Source organism: Pseudothermotoga thermarum DSM 5069 (assembly GCF_000217815.1).
Taxonomy (GTDB): Bacteria; Thermotogota; Thermotogae; order Thermotogales; family DSM-5069; genus Pseudothermotoga; species Pseudothermotoga thermarum.
Window position 1 is genome coordinate 1863251 of record NC_015707.1, and the last position, 22618, is coordinate 1885868.

General features: G+C 40.1%; 21 protein-coding genes and 1 tRNA gene. 7 read left to right on the forward strand and 15 right to left on the reverse strand.

Translation table 11 applies throughout. The features are described from left to right. The 3 genes from THETH_RS09265 to THETH_RS09275 are packed head-to-tail and all read left to right on the forward strand — an operon-like array spanning position 1 to position 2362. Positions 1–1059 carry a 3-methyl-2-oxobutanoate dehydrogenase subunit VorB gene (locus THETH_RS09265; protein ID WP_157723347.1) on the forward strand — a complete coding sequence of 353 codons (1059 nt, stop codon included), beginning with the start codon at positions 1–3 and terminating at the stop codon, positions 1057–1059. A gap of 2 nt (positions 1060–1061) precedes the next feature. Then, the gene (locus THETH_RS09270) at positions 1062–1817 is read left to right on the forward strand and encodes a thiamine pyrophosphate-dependent enzyme (protein WP_013933093.1); all 756 of its coding nucleotides are present in this window, start codon (positions 1062–1064) and stop codon (positions 1815–1817) included. Beyond that, the gene (locus THETH_RS09275) at positions 1814–2362 is read left to right on the forward strand and encodes a 2-oxoacid:acceptor oxidoreductase family protein (RefSeq protein ID WP_013933094.1); all 549 of its coding nucleotides are present in this window, start codon (positions 1814–1816) and stop codon (positions 2360–2362) included. The genes THETH_RS09270 and THETH_RS09275 overlap by 4 nt, the downstream gene beginning before the upstream one ends. Positions 2363–2404: 42 nt before the next feature. On the opposite strand, the gene THETH_RS09280 is transcribed toward THETH_RS09275, so the two are convergent. The 6 genes from THETH_RS09280 to THETH_RS09305 form a co-directional block, all read right to left on the reverse strand. After that, a complete protein-coding gene (locus THETH_RS09280) occupies positions 2405–3172 on the reverse strand; it encodes a glucose 1-dehydrogenase (RefSeq protein WP_013933095.1) in 768 nt (255 codons plus the stop codon). Between the two features lie 13 nt (positions 3173–3185). Continuing rightward, positions 3186–4139 carry a DUF1175 domain-containing protein gene (locus THETH_RS09285; RefSeq protein ID WP_013933096.1) on the reverse strand — a complete coding sequence of 318 codons (954 nt, stop codon included), beginning with the start codon at positions 4137–4139 and terminating at the stop codon, positions 3186–3188. After that, positions 4078–4536: a hypothetical protein gene (locus THETH_RS09290; RefSeq protein WP_013933097.1), complete on the reverse strand. Its 459-nt coding sequence runs from the start codon at positions 4534–4536 to the stop codon at positions 4078–4080. Before THETH_RS09290 ends, THETH_RS09285 begins: the two co-directional genes overlap by 62 nt. Further along, positions 4520–9205, reverse strand: a complete 4686-nt coding sequence (locus THETH_RS09295) for an MG2 domain-containing protein (RefSeq protein WP_013933098.1) — start codon at positions 9203–9205, stop codon at positions 4520–4522. Before THETH_RS09295 ends, THETH_RS09290 begins: the two co-directional genes overlap by 17 nt. Beyond that, positions 9202–10194: a protein-L-isoaspartate O-methyltransferase gene (locus THETH_RS09300; RefSeq protein ID WP_013933099.1), complete on the reverse strand. Its 993-nt coding sequence runs from the start codon at positions 10192–10194 to the stop codon at positions 9202–9204. The genes THETH_RS09295 and THETH_RS09300 overlap by 4 nt, the downstream gene beginning before the upstream one ends. A gap of 115 nt (positions 10195–10309) precedes the next feature. Beyond that, a complete protein-coding gene (locus THETH_RS09305; protein ID WP_013933100.1) occupies positions 10310–11269 on the reverse strand; it encodes a potassium channel beta subunit family protein in 960 nt (319 codons plus the stop codon). 128 nt (positions 11270–11397) lie between these two features. On the opposite strand from THETH_RS09305, the gene THETH_RS09310 reads away from it, so the two are divergent. Next, positions 11398–11925, forward strand: coding sequence for a DUF6115 domain-containing protein (locus THETH_RS09310; RefSeq protein WP_245530487.1), 528 nt, complete (start codon positions 11398–11400; stop codon positions 11923–11925). Here THETH_RS09310 and THETH_RS09315 read toward each other — a convergent pair. From THETH_RS09315 to THETH_RS09340, 6 genes are all read right to left on the reverse strand, one after another. After that, positions 11885–13141 (reverse strand): HD-GYP domain-containing protein, encoded by a 1257-nt coding sequence (locus tag THETH_RS09315; protein WP_013933102.1) that lies wholly within the window; start codon positions 13139–13141, stop codon positions 11885–11887. The genes THETH_RS09310 and THETH_RS09315 overlap by 41 nt on opposite strands. A 202-nt stretch (positions 13142–13343) precedes the next feature. Beyond that, on the reverse strand, positions 13344–13928 hold the full coding sequence (gene yihA, locus THETH_RS09320) for a ribosome biogenesis GTP-binding protein YihA/YsxC (protein ID WP_013933103.1): 585 nt from the start codon (positions 13926–13928) through the stop codon (positions 13344–13346). Further along, positions 13919–16303, reverse strand: coding sequence for an endopeptidase La (gene lon, locus THETH_RS09325; RefSeq protein WP_052295994.1), 2385 nt, complete (start codon positions 16301–16303; stop codon positions 13919–13921). Before lon ends, yihA begins: the two co-directional genes overlap by 10 nt. After that, entirely contained in the window at positions 16248–16703 is a 456-nt protein-coding gene (gene tsaE / locus THETH_RS09330) for a tRNA (adenosine(37)-N6)-threonylcarbamoyltransferase complex ATPase subunit type 1 TsaE (RefSeq protein WP_245530489.1), read from the reverse strand. Before tsaE ends, lon begins: the two co-directional genes overlap by 56 nt. Positions 16704–16729: 26 nt before the next feature. Then, a complete protein-coding gene (locus THETH_RS09335; protein ID WP_013933106.1) occupies positions 16730–17485 on the reverse strand; it encodes an inositol monophosphatase family protein in 756 nt (251 codons plus the stop codon). A gap of 46 nt (positions 17486–17531) precedes the next feature. After that, positions 17532–17606 (reverse strand) — tRNA-Val (locus THETH_RS09340). Between the two features lie 76 nt (positions 17607–17682). On the opposite strand from THETH_RS09340, the gene THETH_RS09345 reads away from it, so the two are divergent. Further along, a complete protein-coding gene (locus tag THETH_RS09345) occupies positions 17683–18033 on the forward strand; it encodes a cupin domain-containing protein (protein ID WP_013933107.1) in 351 nt (116 codons plus the stop codon). Here THETH_RS09345 and THETH_RS09350 read toward each other — a convergent pair. Genes THETH_RS09350 through THETH_RS09360 form a run of 3 tightly spaced genes read right to left on the reverse strand, consistent with a single transcriptional unit; the run spans position 18030 to position 19526 of the window. Then, the gene (locus THETH_RS09350; RefSeq protein WP_041446456.1) at positions 18030–18218 is read right to left on the reverse strand and encodes a diguanylate cyclase domain-containing protein; all 189 of its coding nucleotides are present in this window, start codon (positions 18216–18218) and stop codon (positions 18030–18032) included. The two genes, THETH_RS09345 and THETH_RS09350, sit on opposite strands and share 4 nt — an antisense overlap. Next, a complete protein-coding gene (locus tag THETH_RS09355) occupies positions 18187–18798 on the reverse strand; it encodes a GGDEF domain-containing protein (RefSeq protein WP_041446457.1) in 612 nt (203 codons plus the stop codon). The genes THETH_RS09350 and THETH_RS09355 overlap by 32 nt, the downstream gene beginning before the upstream one ends. Then, positions 18795–19526, reverse strand: coding sequence for a hypothetical protein (locus tag THETH_RS09360; protein WP_041446458.1), 732 nt, complete (start codon positions 19524–19526; stop codon positions 18795–18797). The genes THETH_RS09355 and THETH_RS09360 overlap by 4 nt, the downstream gene beginning before the upstream one ends. 253 nt (positions 19527–19779) lie before the next feature. Here THETH_RS09360 and THETH_RS09365 point away from each other — a divergent pair, with 253 nt between their 5' ends. Together THETH_RS09365 and argS are read left to right on the forward strand one after the other, a co-directional pair. Continuing rightward, positions 19780–20973, forward strand: coding sequence for a metallophosphoesterase (locus tag THETH_RS09365; protein ID WP_013933108.1), 1194 nt, complete (start codon positions 19780–19782; stop codon positions 20971–20973). A gap of 10 nt (positions 20974–20983) precedes the next feature. Continuing rightward, positions 20984–22618 carry an arginine--tRNA ligase gene (gene argS / locus THETH_RS09370; RefSeq protein ID WP_013933109.1) on the forward strand — a complete coding sequence of 545 codons (1635 nt, stop codon included), beginning with the start codon at positions 20984–20986 and terminating at the stop codon, positions 22616–22618.

The window sequence follows — 22618 nt, forward strand, 5'->3', positions numbered from 1 at the left end:
GTGAAAAAGATAATGATGAAAGGAGTTGAAGCGATCGGAGAAGCCGCAATTAAGGCAGGGTGTAGAAATTATTACGGTTATCCAATAACACCGCAAAACGAGTTGACAGAATACATGGCAAAAAGGCTTCCTGAAGTTGGAGGGATTTTCCTTCAAGCTGAAAGTGAAGTGGCTGCGGTAAACATGGTTTATGGAACCGCCGCGGTGGGGAAAAGAGTTATGACCTCCACATCGTCGCCTGGTTTTAGTTTGATGCAAGAGGGTATTTCTTACATAGCTTGCGCTCAACTTCCAGCAGTTTTTGTAAACGTGATGCGTGGTGGGCCAGGACTGGGCGACATACAACCATCTCAAGGCGATTATTTCCAAGCCACGAAAGGCGGAGGACATGGAGATTACAGGTTGATTGTTTTAGGACCTTCGACAGTTCAAGAAGCAGTGGAGTTGACGATATTAGCTTTCGATTTGGCTGACAAGTACAGAAATCCCGTTTTGATACTGATCGATGGACTTATTGGGCAAATGATGGAACCAGTGGAATTTCCAGATGTACAAATATCTTACGACAACAGCAGCTGGGCTTTGACCGGTGCTTCTGGAAGACCTCCGAGGGTGATCACGTCTTTCAACATAGATCCATACGGTTTGGAAAAGATGAATTTACAACTTCAAGAAAAATACAGGAAAATCGAACAAAACGAGGTTCGTTGGGAAGAGTTTATGACAGACGATGCAGAAATTCTGATCGTTGCGTATGGGTCTGTTGGAAGAATTTGCAAAAGCGTTGTAAAAATGGCTCGAGAGGAAGGATTAAAAGTTGGATTGTTCAGACCAATTACGCTTTATCCTTATCCATATGAACCACTTTCAAAGCTTGCCGATAAAGTTTCACTGATTTTAACAGTTGAAATGAGTTCTGGGCAAATGCTTGAGGACGTAAAGCTTGCAGTTGGACAAAAAACGGATGTGGAATTTTACGGTAGAATGGCTGGCGTTGTTCCTTCTCCAGAGGAAATCCTTCAACATCTAAAAAGTTTTGTCTTTACGGGGAGGCATTGAGAATGAACTACGCTGTGGCTTATAAATCTCCTAATGCCTTGAGCGGAAAGCCATTCACTTACTGTCCAGGTTGCCACCATGGAATCGTTCACCGTTTGGTTGCGGAGGTAATAGACGAACTTGGAATAAGGGAGAAAACAATAGTCGTGGCACCAGTTGGTTGCTCGGTTTTTGCCTATGAGTTCTTCAACCTGGATGGAACTGTTGCACCACATGGAAGGGCAACGGCTGTTGCAACAGGGATGAAAAGAGCTAGACCAGATCTTGTAGTTTTCACCTACCAAGGTGATGGTGATCTGGCGGCTATTGGAACAAGTGAGACGATTCACACCGCCAACCGAGGTGAAAGAGTAACAACGATTTTCATAAACAACGCGATATACGGGATGACTGGTGGTCAAATGGCACCAACGACTTTGATCGGTATGAGAACGACAACAACTCCTTATGGAAGAGAACCGCAAAAAGAAGGTTATCCTCTCCACGTTTGTGAAGTTTTGAAGGAATTGAAAGGCGTAGCATTTTTGGCAAGAACAAAAGTGACAACCCCAAAGGATGTCATTATAACGAAAAGATACATCAAAAAGGCATTTCTTGCGCAATTAAAAGGATTAGGATACAGCTTGGTAGAAGTTCTTTCGACTTGTCCGACAAACTGGGGAATGGATCCAATAACTGCCATGAAATGGCTTGAGGAAAACATGGTCAAAGAATATCCACTTGGAGTTTTTGTTGACAAAGTGGGTGATGAAAAATGACCCACAGCTTTATCATAGCTGGATTTGGCGGACAAGGAGTCATGTTGATGGGACAAATTCTTGCTCAAGCTGCCATGATTGAAGGAAAGAACGTTACTTGGTTTCCATCTTATGGTCCAGAGATGAGAGGTGGAACGGCAAACTGCACGGTTGTGATAAGCGATGAACCAGTTGCTTCACCGGTGGTGGAAAACCCACTTGAGCTTGTCGTGATGAACATACCTTCCCTGCTCAAGTTTGAGCCAAAAGTCAAACCCAGTGGGTATCTTTTTGTGAATTCCTCGGTAGTGGACAGAAAACCAACCAGAAATGACATTCAAGTTTTCGAAATACCAGTTAACGATTTGGCGGAAAAACTTGGAAATGCAAGGGTTGCAAATATGGTGATGCTTGGTGCGGTTGTTCAAGTGACAAAATGTGTGAAACTTGACGCAGTCGTTGAGGCTATCAAGTACAAACTTTCTTCTCGAGGTGAGCAAATAGTTGATTTGAACATTAAAGCGATTTATGAAGGTGTCAGGCACGTAGGCGGATCAGATAGATAACCCCACCCATTGGCCGGAGCAAGCAGCTCCGGCTCTTTTTTTTCATTCGGCGTATATCATTTTCACTGTCATACCACCATCGACGATGAAATTCACACCTGTTATGAAACCAGATTTTGCTTCGTCAGCCAAAAAGAGACAAAGGTTAGCGATGTCCATTGGATCTCCAACTCTTCCTGCTGGATGCTGCAGATGATCTATTTCCCTAAGATTTGGCTCAGTTCTTAACGCTTTTTTCTTCCACCTTGATGTTTCAATCCAACCTGGACTTATGCAAACGACTCGTATTCGATATTTTGCAAGGCTTATTGCCAAAGAGTGTGTCAATGCAACAATTCCTCCCTTCGAGGCTGAATAAGGTTCTGTGTCCGGTTCAGATTGGAAGGCTCTTGTACTTGCAATGTTTATGATTACTCCTCCTTTGTCCTTCATCTTTTCTGCACAGTATCTTGCGCAAAGGTAAGAACCAGAGAGGTTGACTTGAATGACACGGTTCCATTCCTCGAAGGTTCTTTCAAAAATACTCTTTGTTGAGCTGATAGCAGCGTTGTTTACAAGAATATCTATCCTCTCATAAAGCTCAAAGGTTCTTTCAACCATCTTTTTCACAGATTCTTCGTTCGCTACATCGGTTTGGATGAACGTTGCATCAAAACCTTGGTTTTTCAAAAGTTCTTCTCTTTCTTTCCCTGCCTCTTCATCGATTTCCGCAAGCACAACCTTTATTCCGTTTTCACAAAAAAGTTGTGCTATCGCTGCTCCTATTCCCTGTCCACCACCTGTTATGATGGCAACTTTCCCTTGAAGCACTTTGAACACCTCCTTAGTTCAGAAATTTGAACCGATAGAATCCCAGGAAATATTTGTTTCTTTCGGAAACTTCCCAAGAAGGATCAAACGAAGAAAGAGATTCAAGTTTCACAAGTCTCAGTTCCCCTGTTGACTGATTTATCGGTCCTGTGTGGTACAAAATCCAATCTTGATCAGTTCCCAGTTTTCCAAGATATATCATCGTGTGATAAGGCATTTCGAAATCTTCAGGATGCATGAAAACTAAAACATCCCCTGGTAAAGCGTGTTTCACATCTTTTGAAACGAATCTCATGGAACATTCAACAAGTATCCTTGCAACTGCAAACGTACCAAATTCATCGGGACTGTTATATCTTCCTTTCACTATTCTAAACAGCTTATCTCCGATCAAGGGTAGATGTGGATAGTTGTATTTCTCAACGTCTGGTAAAATTGGTCCTTTATAACCTGATCGTTTAAGCCAATTAGAATCGTGTTTCCGCAAAGCTTCCCTTGCGCAGAATCTTATCAAACCTGCACAATCTCTTTCTTTTTCGTTCCAGATTGCAGAATCGTTCATGAAAACGTCAAGAGCAATGTTTATGAACCAGTTTCTGAATCTTGCGCTGTCTTTTTGGTCAAGTTCAAGCGAATCTGGATAGCCATCCTCATCGCTGTCATCTGTGCAAGCATGAAAGTAAAGAACCGTCTTTGCAGTTCTTTTCAACGGTCCAAAATTCTCAAAGTAGAGTTCAACCGTTTCTCCAGGTCTTGCTTTCGGAACATAAATCGTATTTCTTCGCACTTTTACAGGTCTGTTAGCGTACACTATAGTCAAGGAGACAGAAGCAGGAATTTCAATGTTTTCCACATTTTTTAACACAAATTCAGTCTGAAATACCTTCGCTTGAAAGAGCATTGAATCAATTATTACCATTACTACTAAGAATGCGATAACGATCAAAAAGATCAGGTATTTCCTCATACCTTACCTCCGAAAGAAATCTTTGAAGATAAAGTCTGCTTTTTCCGCTGATCTCATTTGGTTTTGTACCAAGAATGTACAGTATAAAGCCTTCTTCAAGCCATTCAGGTAGATTGAAATTCTTTTGAATCAAATGGTGAAGAACCTCGTGCAACAAAGTTTCTTCAAAAACTCCTTTTGCCTTTAAAATTCGAAAAGGCTGAGTGATTATCAAATTACTCACGTAGACTGCACCTGTGCTGTAAGGTTTTTTTGTCAACTCGTTGAATTCCTTCAGAGTATCGCATTCGACGATCAAAAGATTGATATCAGGCTCTATTTTGAGCATTTGACAAATCCTGTGAATTTTCATCAGAAAATCTGAGCTGAGCAGACCATCCTCAAGGATTTTTTCCAACCTTACAAACCTCAAACCATACACCGATGTCAAGTTCATCAGGATCAGAATGACCATAAAGACCTTTGTAGTACATCGAATAAGCCCTTGCCGGCAATATTTTGTAAAGACCATTTGCAGTTGCCCTCCAGTAGTAACTCATCTTCATCGAGGAGTACTGTGTTGCGAAGAAAACAACTCTGTCCATGTGTATCTCCCTTGAAGCAAACCAATATCTCCATTCTCTGTACCATCTGTAATCGAACTTCGAAAACTCTCCAAGAACTTTTTCCGAATAATTCGGCAATACCTGAGCACAAGAAGGAATGTAATCTTCAACAACAAGGTAATTTCCCTGTCCTTTGAGAATTCTCAGTTCGGTTTTGACAACATCTCCTGCAGACAGTTTTATTGGGAAGGTTTCTTCTTCAAAGACAATTTCACAAATAGCAGAGCTCAAAATACTATCATTACCAGCGAATCTGAAATTCGTAGCAATAACTTTTTTCCCATCCCAGTCGAAGATTCTGGAAGCAACAAAGGGAAGCTCAACAAATTTCCCTTCCTGGTACCAATAGGTTGTGTTTTCTCCAACGACGAATATCCATTTACCATCTGAAAGAAGTTTTTGTGCATCAAAAGGAAGTTGTCCAAGGTATTTGTCGTTGAGCCACAATCCATCGTTTTTCCAAAGCAAGATACCATTTTCAACAAGAGCGGCATCTTTTGCACCATGGTAAATGGCTGAAATCTTTGTCAAGCAGTCGTAAACGATCGCACCAGCTTCAGAAAGGATGAGAATTTTACCTTTGAATGTTTGCGCACTTCTGAAAGCGAATGGAAAACCATCGATGTAAATTGTGGCAGCTTTGACGTTGAGCTTTGTCCCGTAATACTCCAGTTCGCCGTTGAAGTAAGGTTCTATGTAAAGTTCGCTTGTTTTGTAATCTTCAACAATCTTGGCAGAAACTGGAACATATTTTTGATTTAAAGGAACGAAGGCATCCACATAGGCTCTCTTGTTCAGCACAGGTACTTCATACCTTTTGTAGTATCTTCGCTCAACGCTTAGTCCTTCGTCAACAGATTGCGACGGAACCTGTTTGTAGATAACGTGCACTTCCACAAGTCCAAAGCCTTCAATCATGAGAAAACCTGGATCGACAACGATTGTGGTTGAACCTTCGATTGTCAAAATTCTTTCGTTGTTGACAACTTTTAACGAAGGTTCTCCAAAGTTCGGTAAAGCTTCAATCAAAGCAAGACAAGCGTAGGATGTATCCTTCGTGGAATACCACATGTAACCGTCCTTTTTGTTGAAAAGGTAGTTTATCATCTTTGTTTGAATCTCGGGGTATTTGTTCCATTTTGCAAGAACTCTCAGCGCCAGTGATGTCATTTGAACTTCGGTTGTGAAGTAATCGTTTTCGTCGACTTTTACGTAGGCAAATCTTTCATCTTCCACAACAAGCTTCATCATCTGATCAACTGCTTTTTCATCGGACATAGCAAGATATACCCAATCCAGACTCTTTGAGGGTTCAACTTTCTTGTGTTCAACTCCAAACAACGTTAGCACGTATGAACCGTAAGGTGTTGGGTTTTCAAGAAGATATTCTATAGCCGCTTTCACAACGGATTCGGCAACATGATAACCTGCCTTGATTGCGTAGTATAATCCTTCCATGACATAACAGGTCATGAAATCGTTCGTTTCATCGGTTTGCCACCAGCCCCAGCCACCATCGTAGTGTTGGTATTTGTAGAGTCGCATCAAACCTTTTTGAACGATTTCGTCGAGCTCTTCGATTTTCAAACCCATCTGTGCTGCAACAACCGCTGGTAAAAAGCTACTCATCGTTTGTTCTGTGCAACCGTACGGAAAGCGAATGAGCTTTCTTATTGAACCTTCCAACAGTGGAACAACACTTGAGTAAGTTCGAAGAGTTGCAGAAACATATTCAGCTTGTGGCAACGAAATTTCTTTTCTCCCACTCAAAGCTTCTAAGAAGTAGAATTCCCTTTCAAAGGCAAATGGTTTAACAGGGGTTTTTAACATTACAGCATCTTCCTTGATTGGTGATTGTGCAAATGTTGTGAAACCGGCTTCGGTGGATGGTCGTACCGCTTGCACAGTCCATCTGTACGTTGCCGATGAATTAGGTTGAACAATTGAAGTGGCAGGTTTTTCTGGTATGAAAAACTCTTCTGTGTGAGGATCATATTGCTCGATTATCGTGAACTCTTTGGTTGGCTCGATCCAAACGGTTGTCTCCAAGATCTGATCAATCCTGTTGTTAACCGTGGCAGCTATCTGTACTATATCGCCTTCCCTGAAGAAAGATGGCAGATGCGGTATGACGTAGAAGTCTTTGGTGACAGCAAACTTGTTTTGCCCCTGAGCAAAGGTCTCACTTGAAAAACCGTACGCTGTGACAACGAAGGTTGTCAAACTGTCTGGAACTTTGAAGAGCACTTTTGCAACACCGTTGGTTGTTTGCAAGTTTGGTATCCAAAGAGCGGTGTCTGGAAAGTACTCTCTGACGTTCATTCGCACTTCGACAGCTTCTCTCTTGTAATTTTCAAAGGTCGTTTCACGTGACAATACTTCTGCCAGGTTGGATTTCCTAAAAGAATAATCAATCCGGAAGTAGAACCATTCCGATGAGAAGGACCAATCCACTTCCGGATACTCATTCACAGGATAGATCGATTCTTCCAAAAGTTTAGGTTTTTGACCAAGCATTGTGTAAATGGCTTCGTCGACGACGGTTAAACAGAGTGAATAATCCTTCTGTGTGTGGATTGTCAAAACACACTCTTCCCCAGGTTGGTAAATTTCCTTATCCAGTTCAATTCTTGCAGTCTCAACGTTGAAATTTTGCAGCAGTTTCAGAGTTATCGTTCGTTGAATTTCTTTGTTTTCCACAAAAGCTGTGCAGATCAAAAATAGTTGTCTTTGGGAAAGATCGTCAGGTATTTTCAGTTCCATCTGTATCATGTCCTTGGTTGAAAAGGGTTTGAAACTGTGAATTTCATCGGTTGCAAGCACCAATATTCCGGTTGTGTTTTTCGGTGTGAAGATTTGCACCGTCATATTTTCTCCAGGTGTGTATTCCTTTTTGTCTGTCACAATCTGAAAATCACCTACACGGTAGCCTCTCATAAAGCCATAACTGTAAACGTAAACATAACTTTTTGCCTTTTGGAAGCGGAATTCGATCTTGTAAGTAGTTATCTCCTTCGGGGTGAAAACGAATTTTCCCTCACCTTTGTCGATTTGAACCGAAAAAGTTTCATCTCCAATCCTGACTTCGGCAAGTCCATCGATCGGATTTCCCTCTAGGTCAGTCACCCTAACCTTTATGCTGAGTTTCTCTCCTGGGGCTGTCCAGATGTACCTTTCATCAAAATCAATCAGAATACGATCGGCATGAACGTAAACTTCTTTTTCTTCCTCAACTTGTCTTTGACTTTCATCGGATGCTATAGCCTGAATTATGTAATAACCTTCAAAACCTTCATCGATCAAGATAGAAAGCTTCAACTCACCATTTTCGTTTGTATATTCATACCCCCTGAACACAAGGTATCTGTCGAATTCCTCCGGCTGGGCGTAAACGTAAACCGCAACGTTTGCACCGACGACAGGATCTTCGTTGAAGTACTTCACTCGGATCGTGATATTGATCTTCTCATCCGAGACATATTCTTCTTTTTCAGTCTCAATCTCTATCTTGTACTCCGGTTTTCGATATTCTTCAACCAGGAATCTCTCGTAAAAGCTTTGACCATCCCAGAGTACCTCGATCCAGTAGCTTCCAACAGCTGCTGTCTCGGATAGTTTGAAGCTATCCCAAAAACTTCCAAGTTCATCGGTTTGTATTTGTTTTTCGTATATTTCATTTCCTTTCGGATCTTTTATCGACAGTCTTATCGAGCTTGATCCGGCGACTTTGTAAAGGTTGGCTTGCCTTTCAAGAAGTTGTCCTCGGAAATAAATCGTGTCAGACGGCTTGTAGATAGGTCGATCTGTAACAAGGAATACTTTCTTATCCTGCGAATCTGCTTCCCTCCATCTGTAAACCTCACATATGGCGTAGGATTTTTTGCTCTTTATTATTGCTAAATCGCTGGTTTTGTTCAAAACTGCCACGCCTTTCGCATCCGTTTTTTGAGAATCTAGAAAGGTGTTGTTTTTGAAAAAATTAACTTCGGCTTGCGAAACAGGGTTACCAAAACTGTCGGAAACTTGTACGATTGATTTTCGATCATCCACGTACATTACCGCACTTATTTCCGTGACAATGAATATCTCAAAATCTAGTGTTGTTGGAGGATTTTTTGAGCTGTCTATCAAATATCCTGCGTAAATACCAGGTTTGTCGATGAATACCTCGAATTCTTGCCAATCTTGTTGGACTTTGAAGGATTTGTTCAAAATCCTTTTGCCAAGGTTTTTCAATATGAATTCGTACGGTACCATTTGGTTTGCCTGATGTTTGATTAATTTCACAAGATCAAGATTCAACTCGTAGATTTGAAGATTTATTTCTTTTGTCTCGGCAGCAACAAATCGAATCTGTTTGTTTGGAATTTGAATAATATTCGGACTTGAAAAATAACCATATGCAGCAGAAAGTTGTGAGAGCAAGAAAGAACAAAGAAAAATAACCAAAAGCTTTTTCATAGATTTCCCCCCTTTCTTGCACTAAGCTGACGAAACTCGAAAGCTTTATCGTAGACTATTGTTATCTCTTTGAGTAAAGGAAATTCGAGCATTCTCCAGTTTTCGACAACTTTTTCAAGTTTTTTTACCTCACCAAAAATGTACGTTTTATAACCGATCATCGCATAACCTGTTTCTTCGACGTGGTAAATTCTTCCATATTCTTCGCACAAAGACCAAAGGCAAAGATGAAGTATTCTCAAAAATTCATAAGAAAAACGCAGGGGAAACAATTCTTCTTTGAACGGTTTTTCCCTGAGCTTTCCAAGTTTTTCTAAGTTTAGGTTGTTAAGATTTCCAAGTTTTCCTTTCGCCTTCAAAAATCTTGTTTCGACGATTTCTTGACACAGTATTTCGTTTTGCCTTTTCACAAAAAGCACAGCAGGTTGGCTTTCCACAGTGTAAATATCTATCGGTGCAATTATCCTTCCGCCTTCTTTAAGCTGGTTTAACCATTCCTCGGGTATGAAATCCACAGCAACGGTAACAACTATCGCATCGAATGGGGTGTATTCCTTGGCACCTTCATAACCATCCTTGTTAAGAAAGATAACGTTTTCCATTCCAAGTTTTTCGGCGTTTCTTTTGGCAAGTTCACAGAATTTTTTGTTGAATTCTAAACCAACGACAAGTCCATCTTTTCCAACGACTTTTCCCATCACACAGGCGTTGTAACCTGTTCCAGAACCTATCTCAAGGACCTTCATTTCAGGTTTCAAACAAACTGATTCCATGAACAATGCCATTAAGGAAGGTTGACTGGAAGTGGTGTACTCATTTTCATCACGTGCGGTGGCAAGAACGCCGTCGGTGTAAACTTCTGACAAATCGTAAGGATACTCGCAAAACAGTTCTCTGGGTACTTCCAAAAAAGCTTTTAGGATGTGATCACTGTAATTACCTGTTGAAGAAATTTCCCTGATAAACCTTTCTTTCCAAAAGTCTTTCATTTTTTCACCTTTTCTTATTATAAATCATTTATAAATCCATTCCTAAAAATAAAAAAACTCGGCACGCAAATTTTGTAAAACGTGCCGAGTTTGCATGAATACTTTTAATGGAAAGCTATTCGGAGAGTATCTGGTCTATTTGTTTCATCACATCGTCTGTGAGTTTTTCTTTCACTTCTATTGCTTTTATGTTCTCCTCAAATTGTTCTATTTTCGAAGCCCCAAGGATGACACTTGAAACTCTTGGATTTTTGAGACACCAAGCTATTGAAAGCTGTGCAAGGGTGCATCCAAGTTGATCGGCAACTGTTTGAAGCTTTTCAAGCTTTGCAAAGGTTTTTTCCGACAATATTCCACGTTCTTGCATCCACTTCCTGATCATTTCAAACCTTCCAAGCCTTGAATCTTCAGGTATTCCCTTGTTGTACTTCCCAGACAAAACACCAGAAGCAAGGGGGCTGTACGTGGTCAACCCCATCCCGTACTTTTCATAAAGTGGTAGGTATTCTTTTTCAACTCTTTCTCTGACTAACAAGTTGTACTGCGGTTGCTCGACTATCGGTGGAATGCAGTTGTATCTTTCGGCAATTTGGTGGGCTTGTTCTATTTGCTCAGCGCTCCATTCACTTGTACCCCAATACAAAGCCAAACCACTTCTCACAATTTGATCCATCGTCCAAACTATCTCTTCCATTGGAACCTCTGGATCTGGTCTATGACAGTACAACAAATCGACATAGTCAAGTTGAAGACGTTTTAAACTTGCCCAAGTTCCCTCAAGAAGATGTTTTCGCGAAAGCCCCTTTTCGTTTGGGCCACTGCCACCCCAAAAGATCTTGGTTGAAATAACCCAGTCCGATCGTTTGTAATATTTCAAAATCTCACCAAGCATGGCTTCGGCCATGCCTGAGGCGTAAGCTTCAGCGCAGTCGATGAAGTTCACTCCACTCTCAAAAGCTTTTTTAACCAAAAGCTTGGCGTTTTCCAAATCCAGTTGGTTTGCAAAGGTGACCCAAGTGCCCAATGAAAGTTCGCTAACTTTTAAACCCCATTTTCCAACTTTTCTGTATTCCATAGTTTCACCTCCCTAGCTTGTTTAACCAATTTTACCATAAAATTTAGATATAATTCGTCGAAAATTCGATTTGTAATTTCGTGTAAAATCAAAGCAGAACACATTTGAGAGCAGGTGAAGGACACGTGATGGTGGAATTTCTGTATTGGTTTGTGTTTTTTGGCACTTTGGCAACTGTTGCGTTTGCTTGGGGTGTTTTTCTTGCAAATTTGGACAAACCTTCACCAAACGTGGAAGAATATGAAAAATTTGAAGATAGAATGCTTCAATTGATGGGACAGTTTAGACATCTTTCGGCGGTCAGATTGCAGATGCTTGAGAAAAAGATGGATGAAATGAGAAAGCTCATACAACAAGCCAACAGTTTGTACGCGGTCTTGAGCTGCCAGGAATCTAAAGTTCTTGCAAAGAATCTTGGGATTGAAGAAACTTTTCAAAAGGACCAGAAACAAGATGAGGTTATCAGCGATATTGAAGAAAAAGTGGAGACGAATAAAGAGACAGAAAAAACGCAGGAAAATTCCTTAGAAAAAAAGATTTTGTTGCTTTATCAGGAAGGAAAAAGCGAAGCACAAATAGCAAAGGAACTTGGAATAGGCATAGGAGAAGTGATGCTTATTTTGTCTCTTTTTCGTTTTCGCACGGATCTTCGATGACAACTTCAATCAAAACTTTTGCAACCTTTGGATCCAAAACGGTGCCAGCCACTTCTTGAATTAATTTCAACGCTTCTTCCTTTGAATAAGCTTTTCGGTAAGGCCTGTCGCTCGTCAAGGCTTCATAGATATCTGCAGCTGCAATTATCCTGGATTCTATGGGAATCTGCTCGCCTTTTAAACCATCTGGATAGCCAAAACCGTCCCAATGTTCATGGTGATGTCTAACCCATTTTGCTTCTTTTTTTCGAAACCTTGCCACGGTTTCCAAAAGTTCTTCGGATTTTACCGGGTGTGTCTTTATGATCTGATATTCTTCGCTAGTCAGTTTATCAGGTTTGTTGAGGATATAATCAGGTATACCAATCTTTCCAACGTCGTGAAGAAGACAGGCGTCTTTGATCCTTTGACAATTCGTTTCAGCTAGCCCCAGCTTTTTTGCAATTTTGTAAGCCAGAGTGGCTGCGCGTTCGCTGTGCCCTCTTGTATAAGAATCTTTCATCTCCAAGCTTTTGACAAGAAGCTTCAAGTTTTCCAAACGTGATTCTTCATATTCCGCCCTGAAGTAATTTCCAAGTTGACCGGCAAGGAAAATGATGAAAATCAACCCAATTGCTTTCACATCGAGAAGATAGTACAGGATGTAACTTGAGAGAATGACGGGAACGATCATCAAAGCTCCCGCAGATGGCCCTTTTAAAGTGATGGACAGACTGTTCGTAAGGGTTTGTTGAAATGTGAGCATGTACACAATTGAAACAAAGAATGTGTTGAGAAATATGTACAAAGCAGATGCTAAGAGCACAAACCAAATGTCTATGTAAACTTTTCCAGTGGCTATACTTTTGAATAAAACAGCGGCAAGGCCAGCAGACAAGCCTATTTGGGAGATGTTGAAAAGATATTTCAATGGATCACGACTTTTCACCAAGATTGTTCCAGAAAAAATCACCGCGGAAATTGCAACCAGGATTGTTTGAAAAGTTGGTAAAAAGCAAGCGGCAAGGATATTGGTTATTATTCCGCCAGTAAGTCTTATTCTGTGGTTAGAAAATGTATACATGGAAAAACCAACAATCTCAAAAGCAATACTCATAACAAGGAAAACCAAAAACTTTGAATCAAACCTTAGATCCTTATGAAAACTTGCAAAAAAAAGACAAAGGAAACAAATAAAAACAAACAACACATAGCTTATAATTCTTGTCCTTTTCATCCGTTTCTCCGCTCCCTCGCCGGGGCATTCATCTTTTTACCACCATTCTATATTGGCAACTGCGGAGATCAAGAGCATCAAAAGACTGCCGGCGACAACAAAGACTTTCCAGAGCTTTTTCATTGCTATCCCCCCTCACGGCTGGATTTTTTGCTTCGCTTCTTTTCGATCTCCGCTCAAGGTTGCTTCGCTGTTTAATTTTTCATGCCCCGGCGTTTTCCAAACATGATCTTATTTTTTCAACAACTTCACTCAAACCAAACTTGGTAACCCCTGAATAAGGTAAAACTTCTCTACCAAACTCTCGCTCAAATTTCTCTTTTATCAAACCTATTTGCGATTTACTCACCTTATCCACTTTGCTTGCAACTATTATAACATTTATACCATAGTAATCGCACCATTCTACAAACATTTTATCACTCTGTTGGGGTTCAAGTCTACCATCGACTATGAGAACTGCAGACTTTATTTGATCTCTCCTAATCCTAAAGTACGTTTCTATCAGGTTTTTCCAACGCATTCTTTCTTCCTTTGACCTTAGAGCAAAACCATAGCCAGGTAAATCGACGAAATAATACTTTCCGTTAACGATGTAGAAATTTATCGCACGGGTTTTTCCAGGCGTTTTACTGACGTACGCCAACTTTTTTCCAAAGATATTGTTCAAAAGCGTTGATTTTCCCACATTTGAACGTCCCGCAAAGCAAATTTCACCAAGGAGCGGTTTTGGAAAATCGTTTGGAGAATAACAACTGGTTAAAAACTCCGCTTCTTTCACAAACATGCTTCTTCAACCACCTGATCTATTGTTTCAACAAGAACAATCTCAAGTTTTTTGAGAACTTGCTGTGGAATTTTCACAAGTTCTTTTTCGTTTGCCTTTGGGATCAAAACCTTTTTTATCCCGTTTCTGTAAGCTGCAAGAATCTTTTCTTTTATTCCACCAACTGCCAAAACCCTGCCTCTCAAGGTGAGCTCACCAGTCATTGCGACATCGTTTCGAACTTTTCTTGCCGTGACACACGATATTATCGCGGTGGCCATCGTCACTCCGGCCGATGGACCATCTTTTGGTACCGCTCCTTCCGGTAAGTTGATGTGAAGATCGTTTTGTTCAAAAATTTCTTTGTACTTTTCTCCACAGAAAGCCCTTGCAACGCTCAAGGCTATTCTGGCTGATTCCTTCATCACCTCGCCTAATCTTCCAGTTAATATGAGTTGGCCTTTTCCAGGCATCAGCAAAGCTTCAACTATCAAAACCGTGCCGCCGTACTCTGTCCAAGCCAAACCGTTCACGGCACCAACTTCTGGCTCTGAAAGCACCAGTTCGTTGTAAAATCGCTCGACACCAAGATATTTTGAAAGATCTTTTGGCTTGATCTCAACCTTTTCTGCGCCTTCCTCAAGTTGAAGTACAACCTTTCTCACCAGCTTTTCCAAGTTTCTGGTAAGCTGTCTCACTCCTGCTTCCTTTGTGTAATCGGATATAACCTTACGAATGACTTTCTTATCGATTTTCAATTGATCAGGGGAAACAGACATTTCTTTCATTATCTTTGGAAGGATATAATCCTTCGCTATGACAATTTTTTCTTCCTCAGTGTAACTTCCAAGCTCTATGACCTCCATCCTGTCCAAAAGGGCAGGTGGTATGGTATGAGTTGTGTTTGCAGTAGTTATGAAGAGAACTTGGGAAAGGTCAAAGGGTATCTCCAAATAATGATCCACAAATTCTTTGTTTTGTTCTGGATCCAAAACTTCCAAAAGTGCTGCCGCAGGATCACCTTGAAAACTTATAGCTAATTTATCTATTTCGTCCAAAAGCATAACGGGATTTTTGGTTTGAGCAGTTCGAATCAGCTGAATTATTCTTCCAGGCATTGCGCCAACATAAGTTCTTCTATGCCCTTTTATTTCGGCTTCGTCTCTTAAACCTCCGAGCGACATTCTGACAAATTTTCGGTTCAAGGCGTCAGCGACGGCTTTGCCAAGCGATGTTTTTCCAACTCCGGGAGGGCCAACCAAACACAGTATAGGAGCTCGAACGGATTTACTTCTTTTTCTAACAGCTAAAAATTCCAAAATCCTTTCTTTTGCTTCTTCCAATCCATAGTGACTTGCCTCAAGAACTTTTCTTGCTTTTGTCATATCTTCGTTGTCTTCAGTTGTTGTATTCCAAGGAAGGTTCAAAATCCAGTCCAAGTACGTTCGAATAACGGTTGCCTCGGCTGAATAAGGTGGGGTTTTTTCAAGTCTTTCAAGTTCCATGATGGCTTTCTGCCTAACATACTCTGGCAAAGCTGTTTGTTCGATCTTTTTGCGGAGTTCTGCTACTTCTGGGTTTTTCTCTCCAAGTTCTTCGCTTATTGCCTTCAACTTTTCTCTCAAAAAGTACTCTTTTTGCGATTCTTCTATCTTCTTTCTAACTTTGTTGTTCAACTCATTTTCAAGCTCAAGAATTTCATTCTCATGTGAAAGAATTTCAAGAAGCATTTCCAATCTTTTTGTTGGATGAACTTCCTCAAGTAAAGCTTGTCTTTTTTCAAAAGGAACAAAAAGCAATGAAGCTATGAAATCTGCCAGTTTATCTGGATCGTCGATTTCCGCAACGGCAGAAAGGGTTTCCTGTGAGTATCTTTGAGTGTAAGAAGCATACTTTGAAAAGTTTTCCATCACGCTTCTTACAAGGGCTTCCAGTTTTTTTGTGAATTTGTATTTTGTTGTCAGTATTTCAAGTTTGACTATCATTGGTTCGGTTTCGACAACCTCATAAGCTCTTGCTCTCTGTAAGCCTTCTATCAAAACTCTATAACTTCCATCCGGCATTCTTGCGACTTGAAGAATTCTTGAAATGGTGCCAACGCTGTTGATTTGTTCAAAGGTTGGATCCTCAATCTTTGGATCTTTTTGAGTGGTGATGAATATGAATTGTTGATAGTTCTCCAATGATTTTTCAAGCGCTTCCAATGATTTTTCCCTGGCAACGTGGATTGGAACAACGGTGTGCGGAAATACAACCATCCCGTTTCTAAGCGGGATCAACGGTAAAGTTTTTGGAAGTTGAGATTCTTCTATTGTTTCCTTTGCATACTTTTCAAGTTTTTCAAATTTTTTTGCCACCAAACCACCTCGACGATATTTTTTCCAAGAGTTTTTCATCAAAGCATTCGATCAGCACAGTTCTTCCTTCATCGCAAAAGTCGAATTTAATCTTCAAAAACTTTTCGGGCCAAAAGTTTTCAATCCTATCAGCCCATTCTATTATCAAAACGGTGTTATTTTGTTCCAATGCCTCTTCGATTTCCATCAGAATTTCTTCGTCCGGCTGCTCTACCCTGTACAAATCCATGTGATAAATGACTTTGGAGCCTTTGTAAATGTTCAAAATAGAAAAGGTGGGACTTTTGACGACAGATTCATCAAGCCCAAAGTGAGTAACAAAGCCCCTTACAAAAGTGGTTTTTCCGCTTCCAAGTTCACCAATCAAAAGCAATAATTTTATTTCTCCAAGCTCTTCTGCAACGATTTTGGCAAGCTTTTTCAGATTCTTTTCATCCAAACAGCCGAAGGAAAGCATGTGTTTTTTTACCGATCCGCTTCTTGTATGACTTTCAAAAGTTCTTCGTGAATAGCTTTGTTGCTGAAAACAAAGCTTTTCGAACTCAAGGTGGCTTCGTTTCCCCAAATATCAGTCACCATTCCACCGGCTTCTTTCACCATCAAAAGAACAGGTGCAACATCCCAAGGGTTTGCTCTGCGCGCAACGAAAAAGTCAAACCTTCCACACGCCACATAAGCTCCTGCCAGAATTGCGCTTCCCATTATTCTCATTCTTCGTACTCTTTTTTCCATCAAGCTTAAGAATTTCCCAGTAAAATCAATGTAAAATCCAACGTTTCCAATACAGTCTTTCAATTTATCGTTGGAAGAAACCTTAATTCTTTCGCCGTTTTTATAAGCACCTTGGTTTTGAACACAGTAAAAGGTTTCGTTCAAAACAGGATCGTGCGCAACTCCGAGCACTACGTTGCCTTTTTCAACGTAAGCTATGCCGACACCGAAAGATGGTAAACCATGGACAAAATTCATCGTTCCATCTATTGGGTCAATGATCCAAAGTTTATCTCCATCTTCAAAAAGTCCTTCTTCGGCTAAGATTGAATCTTCCGGAAAATTTTTTCGTATTTGGTCTACTATCATTTTCTGTGCTTGTTTGTCGCAATCAGTTACCAGATCCTGGAAAGAGCTTTTTTCACGAACGTTTTCGGCTCTTCCCCAGTATTGAAGCAAATAAAAACCAACTTGTCTTGACAGTTTTATTGCAAAGTCTAGCCTATCCATACTTTTCCTCCTATGAAATTAAGGGGTCCGTAACGGACCCCTTTCGTGGTGGGTGCGGCAGGGATTGAACCTACGACCTCTTCCTCGTCAAGGAAGCGCTCTTCCACTGAGCTACGCACCCACGCCTTCATTATGATAGCATATCCTTAGAAACATTTCAAGTACCCTACTCATATTTCCAAGAGGAGGGATAAACGATGGTGATAAAACCTGAAGAGATGAAGGTGGATTTGATTGAAAACATGAGGGGTGGCAAAGGTAAGGTCGAGATTCAACACCTTGTTGACAAGCAGCTTCTTGAAGGCAAGGCAAGGTTGTTTGCGAAGTTAACGGTTAAACCGAATTCTTCTGTTGGCTTTCACAAACATGAAAACGAGTTCGAAATTTTTTACATTCTTTCCGGAAAAGGATTGTTTCACGAAGACGACAAAACTATACCTATTCAAGCTGGAGATGTTTGTTTGACACAATCAGGACACAGCCATTCGATTGAAAACACATCTGAAACGGAGGATTTAGTTTTTCTAGCTGTTATATTCCTTCTTTAGGTTCTCTTATTTTTAAAGCGTTTTTTATGCTCGTACATCAGTTCGTCTAGCTGTTTTAGAACGGCTTGTATGTCTATCTCACGTGATGGTTTGAACTCAATTATACCATAGCTTATCGATACGTTTACTTGTTGAAGTTGCTTTGGTTTTTCCTCATCGTTGAGTACATTTAAAATTCTTTGCATTATAAGCTCGGCTTCTTTTTTTTCGAACTTCTGGAAGGATTATCAAAAACTCATCGCCGCCCATTCTTGCAATGTGATCGCTTCTTCGAAGGTATTTTTTAATCTTGTTTATAACATGGCGAAGCAATATATCACCCACGTCGTGGCCAAAGTTGTCGTTGACGAACTTCAAACGATCCACGTCGAAATAACAAAGTGAAACGACTGACAAATTTGTTTTAAGAAGCTTTTCGAGTATTTCAAGTGCTGCTCTTCTGTTCAAAGTACCCGTTAGTTCATCAACTGTTGCAAGTTCTGCGAGTTTTCTCTGAACTTCCATTTGAAACTTTATTTGCTCCGAAAGCTTTTGAATTTGCTTGCTCATTGAGCTTGCCGATTGACGAAGGTTTGATATTAATTCTTCGTATCTTCGTATCAATCGATCGATTTCCTCTATCCCGGTTTGCGAGGTTTCCTGATTTTCTTCAAAGACACGCTGAACCAAAGTGTCTATCACGTTCACTATTTTCTTTGCTGAAGTTATGCTCGAAAGCATAAATATAACAATTAGTCCAGCAAAAATTGAATTCAAAGCTATCAAAAATGTGTTTCTCGCATTGTATAGCGGAAAAGTTGAAAGTTCATCTTTACCATAAAAGTAAAAGGGCAATCTTTATGCTTTACCAACCCGTACACCGCCGTTGTTTTATCAGGATTCTTGACTACGAAAAAACCTTCGTTTGACAGCCGTTGAAAGTTTTTCCTATCTTCTTCCGTCAATCTGAACTCAGGTGAAATTGGTGCAAGGTTTTCTGTGAAGATCAAAATTTCAGTCAAAGTCGAAACGGAACTTAAAAGCTCTTTCAGCGAGGCCAAAAATCTTTCCACGTTTTGCTTGCCAACAAAAATCCCTATCTCAAAAATTCTTCCATCGTCTAACTTCACATAGGAAAAGAATCTGGGTAAACCTGTTTTGACTTCGAAAGTGAGTGGGTCGAAAAGTTTTTGGCCAGGTTTAAGCGTTGAAAGTTTTTCCCAGTAGAATATTTTCAAAGATAGGTTCAAACCAAGATCGGGTGGATAATTTGTCCTTTCAATAACGCCATTTTCGTTAATTAAATACCAGTTGATCGGCTCATCTTTGTTCCACAAATTTTCCAAAATGTTTTGAATTTGTTCATCTAAAGCGTTTGGATTGATTTTGAGGTAATTGTACATTGTATCCAAAAATTTTTCTAGATCGCTTAAAGCTATGTTGTATAAATCTGTTAAAGTCAGCATAGTAAGCTGTGTTGTTTTCAAGGTGTAATTTGCCAAAGGCAAAATCATATTTTTATATACAAATTATCGAAAAGTTTCAAAAAAGTAAGATTTAGAACGGCGAAAATCATCGCCGCTACAAACAAGACCAGTTTGAGGTTGTTGATGAAAAGTTTTCGAATAGTTGAGGCTTTCAAACGCTTTCACCTCAGGTTTCATTATTGGTTCAAAAATATTATAGCCAAAATGCAGCAGAAAAGAAGATTCGCAAAAACTGTTTAGTGTATAATCGAAAAAGGGAAGCAAGAAACAGGGGAAGGATATGAAAAGGCTTTTCATAAGTGATCTTCACATTGCAGACGGCTCATCAAAAGATGATTTTCAGTTTGACCTAGAGCTAGCAGATCTGCTAGACGATTTTTCGCACCAGTCTGATGTTGAGCTGGTCATCGTTGGTGATGGTCTTGAAATACTTGAAAGCCAAGCTGTGAAAGAACTAGGTCTTTTACCTTTTGATCAATTGATTGAAAAGATTGACGAAACTGTTGTTGTTGAGATATTCAAACAGCATCCAATTGTCTTCGAGGCGTTTAGGAAATTTTCGAAAAATCACAGGATAGTTTACATCGTTGGAAACCATGACTATTACCTTTTGAAAAACAAGAAGCTGAAAGAAAAGCTTAAGGAATTTTTCAACATCGAGATAGTTCCGTATTACTACATTCCAGAAGTTGGAATTCTTGCCATGCACGGCAACCAGTTTGATATCATAAACAAGTTTGGATATGATAAGAAAAACGGTTCTTTGGTTCCCCCACTCGGTGATTACATCGCAAGGTACATGATGTTCTTTTTCGATGAAAAGGTAAAGTCGCTTGTTCCAGAGGACATAATTCGTGATTACGATAACGTCAGGCCAATGCTCGATGTTTTTCATTGGTTCAAATGGGCAATCGATGTTTACGAAGTTAGTTTCGATATTCTTGAAATGTGGATAAGCACTTTTTTGAAAATGATGAGAACTGCCGATGCAAAATTCTGGATGAGAAAAAACTTTCCAATAATGAGTTGTATGTCGAAGCTTTTTCTCAACAAAGCCGGCGGAATGAAGCTTGGATCACTTCTGGTTAGACTTGCGATGAAAATTCGCCGGGTGAGAAACACAGATTACCTGTACAGAGCCGCAAAAGGATTGCTTTTGGGTAAAAGGAAGTTGAAGAAAGAAGATCTTTTGGGGTATGAAGACGGTAAAGTTGAATTCGAAAAACTAAACGGTGTGATCTTTGGACACATTCACCACAGCACGTTTAGAATAATTCCGTGCAACGGTTCCAACAAATTCTATGTGAACTGTGGTTCTTGGAGGCCAGTTGTTGAAAAAGTGAACGGAAAAAAGAAATATGGTTTTCACAAGAAAGCAGAACTGTTTTACGCTTTGATAATTGATGGGAAAAATTCGGATTTGGAGATAATCATCAATACTACGAATAAGTTGATGAAAAGTAAATTGTTGTGAGGTGATTTGTTTGCTAAAACAGATGATAAAAGAAACCGTTGAAAAAGCTGTTTTGGATGTTGTTGGACAAATTTATCCATTTGAAGTTCAGCAAGCACCGAAGCAATTCGGTGATTTTGCAACCAATGCCGCCTTGGTAGGAGCAAAATACGTTGCCAAATCCCCAATGAATTACGCTGAGCAGCTTAGAGAAAGGTTGCTAGAAACAGATTTGTTTGAGAGCGTAGACATAGCAAAACCTGGATTTATAAATTTCAAATTGAGAAAACCTGCGCTTTTAACGGTGTTGAAACGAATAGTGGAAAACGATGGTTATCCGATTTCAAAAATTTCGTCCGAGAAAATTCAGTTTGAATATGGAAGTGCAAATCCAACGGGACCGTTCACAGTTGGACATGGCAGGCAGTTGGTTATCGGAGACGTTCTTTCGAATGTTTTTAAGCAGCTAGGCTACGATGTAACTAGAGAAATGTACATAAACGATGCTGGCAGGCAGATAAAACTTCTTGGAAGATCGCTTTGGGTTAGGTACAACCAACTTTTGGGTGTTGAAAATCTTGAAATTCCGCAGGATGGTTACCATGGAGAGTACTTGATAGACATAGCCAAGAAGCTCATAGAAGAGCAGGGTGAAAAGTTTAAGGAAAAGTGGGATGAAGAGATAAGTAGCTTTTTTGAAACCTATGCTGTAAAAAGCATCCTTGAAGACATGAAGCATGATTTGAATGATCTTGGATGCACTTTTGACGTTTATTATTCGGAGAAATCCTTGATAGAAGATGGTACAGTTAATGAGGTTTTAAAGATTTTGGAAGAGAAAGGTTACACTTACTGGAAAGATGGAGCTCTTTGGTTTAAAGTTTCTGAGCTTGAAAATGAGGAAGACAAAGTTTTGATCAAAAAGGATGGAAGTTTAACTTACTTTCTAACAGACATAGCTTATCACTACAAGAAGTACAAAAGAGGTTTTGCAAAAGTTTACGACATATGGGGTTCGGACCACCATGGTCACATTCCAAGAATGCGCGCAGCGATGAAGGCACTCGGATTACCTGATGGCTTTTTCAACGTGATACTCCATCAATTCGTAACGCTTAAAAGAGGGCAGGAAATCGTTCGAATGTCAACTAGAGCAGGTGAGTTTGTAACTTTAAGGGAATTGATGGACGAAGTTGGCGTCGATGCAACTAGGTACTTCTTCGCGATGATAGATCCAAACACGCATATGATTTTCGACCTAAATCTTGCCAAGGCAAAGTCGATGGACAACCCGGTTTACTACGTTCAATACGCACATGCGCGAATATGCAGCTTGTTTGAGCAAGCAAAGCTTAAAAACGTCGAATTCGTCAAAGGAAAGGATTTGGAACTACTTGGTGAAGAACCAGAACTCGATTTGATAAGAACCTTGGATGGCTTTGAAGATGCTCTCCTGGATGTTGCAAGAACTCTTTCTCCAAACAAACTAACTCAGTACCTTGAAGCTTTGGCATATTCTTTCCACACCTTTTACACGAAGTGTTTGATCGTTGATCCAAACAACCCAAAATTGTCCAACGCAAGATTGAATTTGTCTTACGGAACCCTTGTGGTTTTAAAGAAAGGTTTGCAATTGCTTGGTGTAAGTGCTCCAGAAAAGATGTGA

Bases quoted from the DNA above. Each gene is read 5' to 3' on its own strand.
- THETH_RS09270 (WP_013933093.1), top strand. From the start codon at position 1,062: ATGAACTACGCTGTGGCTTATAAATCTCCTAATGCCTTGAGCGGAAAG.
- THETH_RS09275 (WP_013933094.1), top strand. From the start codon at position 1,814: ATGACCCACAGCTTTATCATAGCTGGATTTGGCGGACAAGGAGTCATG.
- THETH_RS09285 (WP_013933096.1), bottom strand. From the start codon at position 4,139: ATGAGGAAATACCTGATCTTTTTGATCGTTATCGCATTCTTAGTAGTA.
- THETH_RS09295 (WP_013933098.1), bottom strand. From the start codon at position 9,205: ATGAAAAAGCTTTTGGTTATTTTTCTTTGTTCTTTCTTGCTCTCACAA.
- THETH_RS09300 (WP_013933099.1), bottom strand. From the start codon at position 10,194: ATGAAAGACTTTTGGAAAGAAAGGTTTATCAGGGAAATTTCTTCAACA.
- THETH_RS09305 (WP_013933100.1), bottom strand. From the start codon at position 11,269: ATGGAATACAGAAAAGTTGGAAAATGGGGTTTAAAAGTTAGCGAACTT.
- THETH_RS09310 (WP_245530487.1), top strand. From the start codon at position 11,398: ATGGTGGAATTTCTGTATTGGTTTGTGTTTTTTGGCACTTTGGCAACT.
- THETH_RS09315 (WP_013933102.1), bottom strand. From the start codon at position 13,141: ATGAAAAGGACAAGAATTATAAGCTATGTGTTGTTTGTTTTTATTTGT.
- yihA (WP_013933103.1), bottom strand. From the start codon at position 13,928: ATGTTTGTGAAAGAAGCGGAGTTTTTAACCAGTTGTTATTCTCCAAAC.
- lon (WP_052295994.1), bottom strand. From the start codon at position 16,303: ATGAAAAACTCTTGGAAAAAATATCGTCGAGGTGGTTTGGTGGCAAAA.
- THETH_RS09335 (WP_013933106.1), bottom strand. From the start codon at position 17,485: ATGGATAGGCTAGACTTTGCAATAAAACTGTCAAGACAAGTTGGTTTT.
- THETH_RS09345 (WP_013933107.1), top strand. From the start codon at position 17,683: ATGGTGATAAAACCTGAAGAGATGAAGGTGGATTTGATTGAAAACATG.
- THETH_RS09350 (WP_041446456.1), bottom strand. From the start codon at position 18,218: ATGCAAAGAATTTTAAATGTACTCAACGATGAGGAAAAACCAAAGCAA.
- THETH_RS09360 (WP_041446458.1), bottom strand. From the start codon at position 19,526: ATGATTTTGCCTTTGGCAAATTACACCTTGAAAACAACACAGCTTACT.
- THETH_RS09365 (WP_013933108.1), top strand. From the start codon at position 19,780: ATGAAAAGGCTTTTCATAAGTGATCTTCACATTGCAGACGGCTCATCA.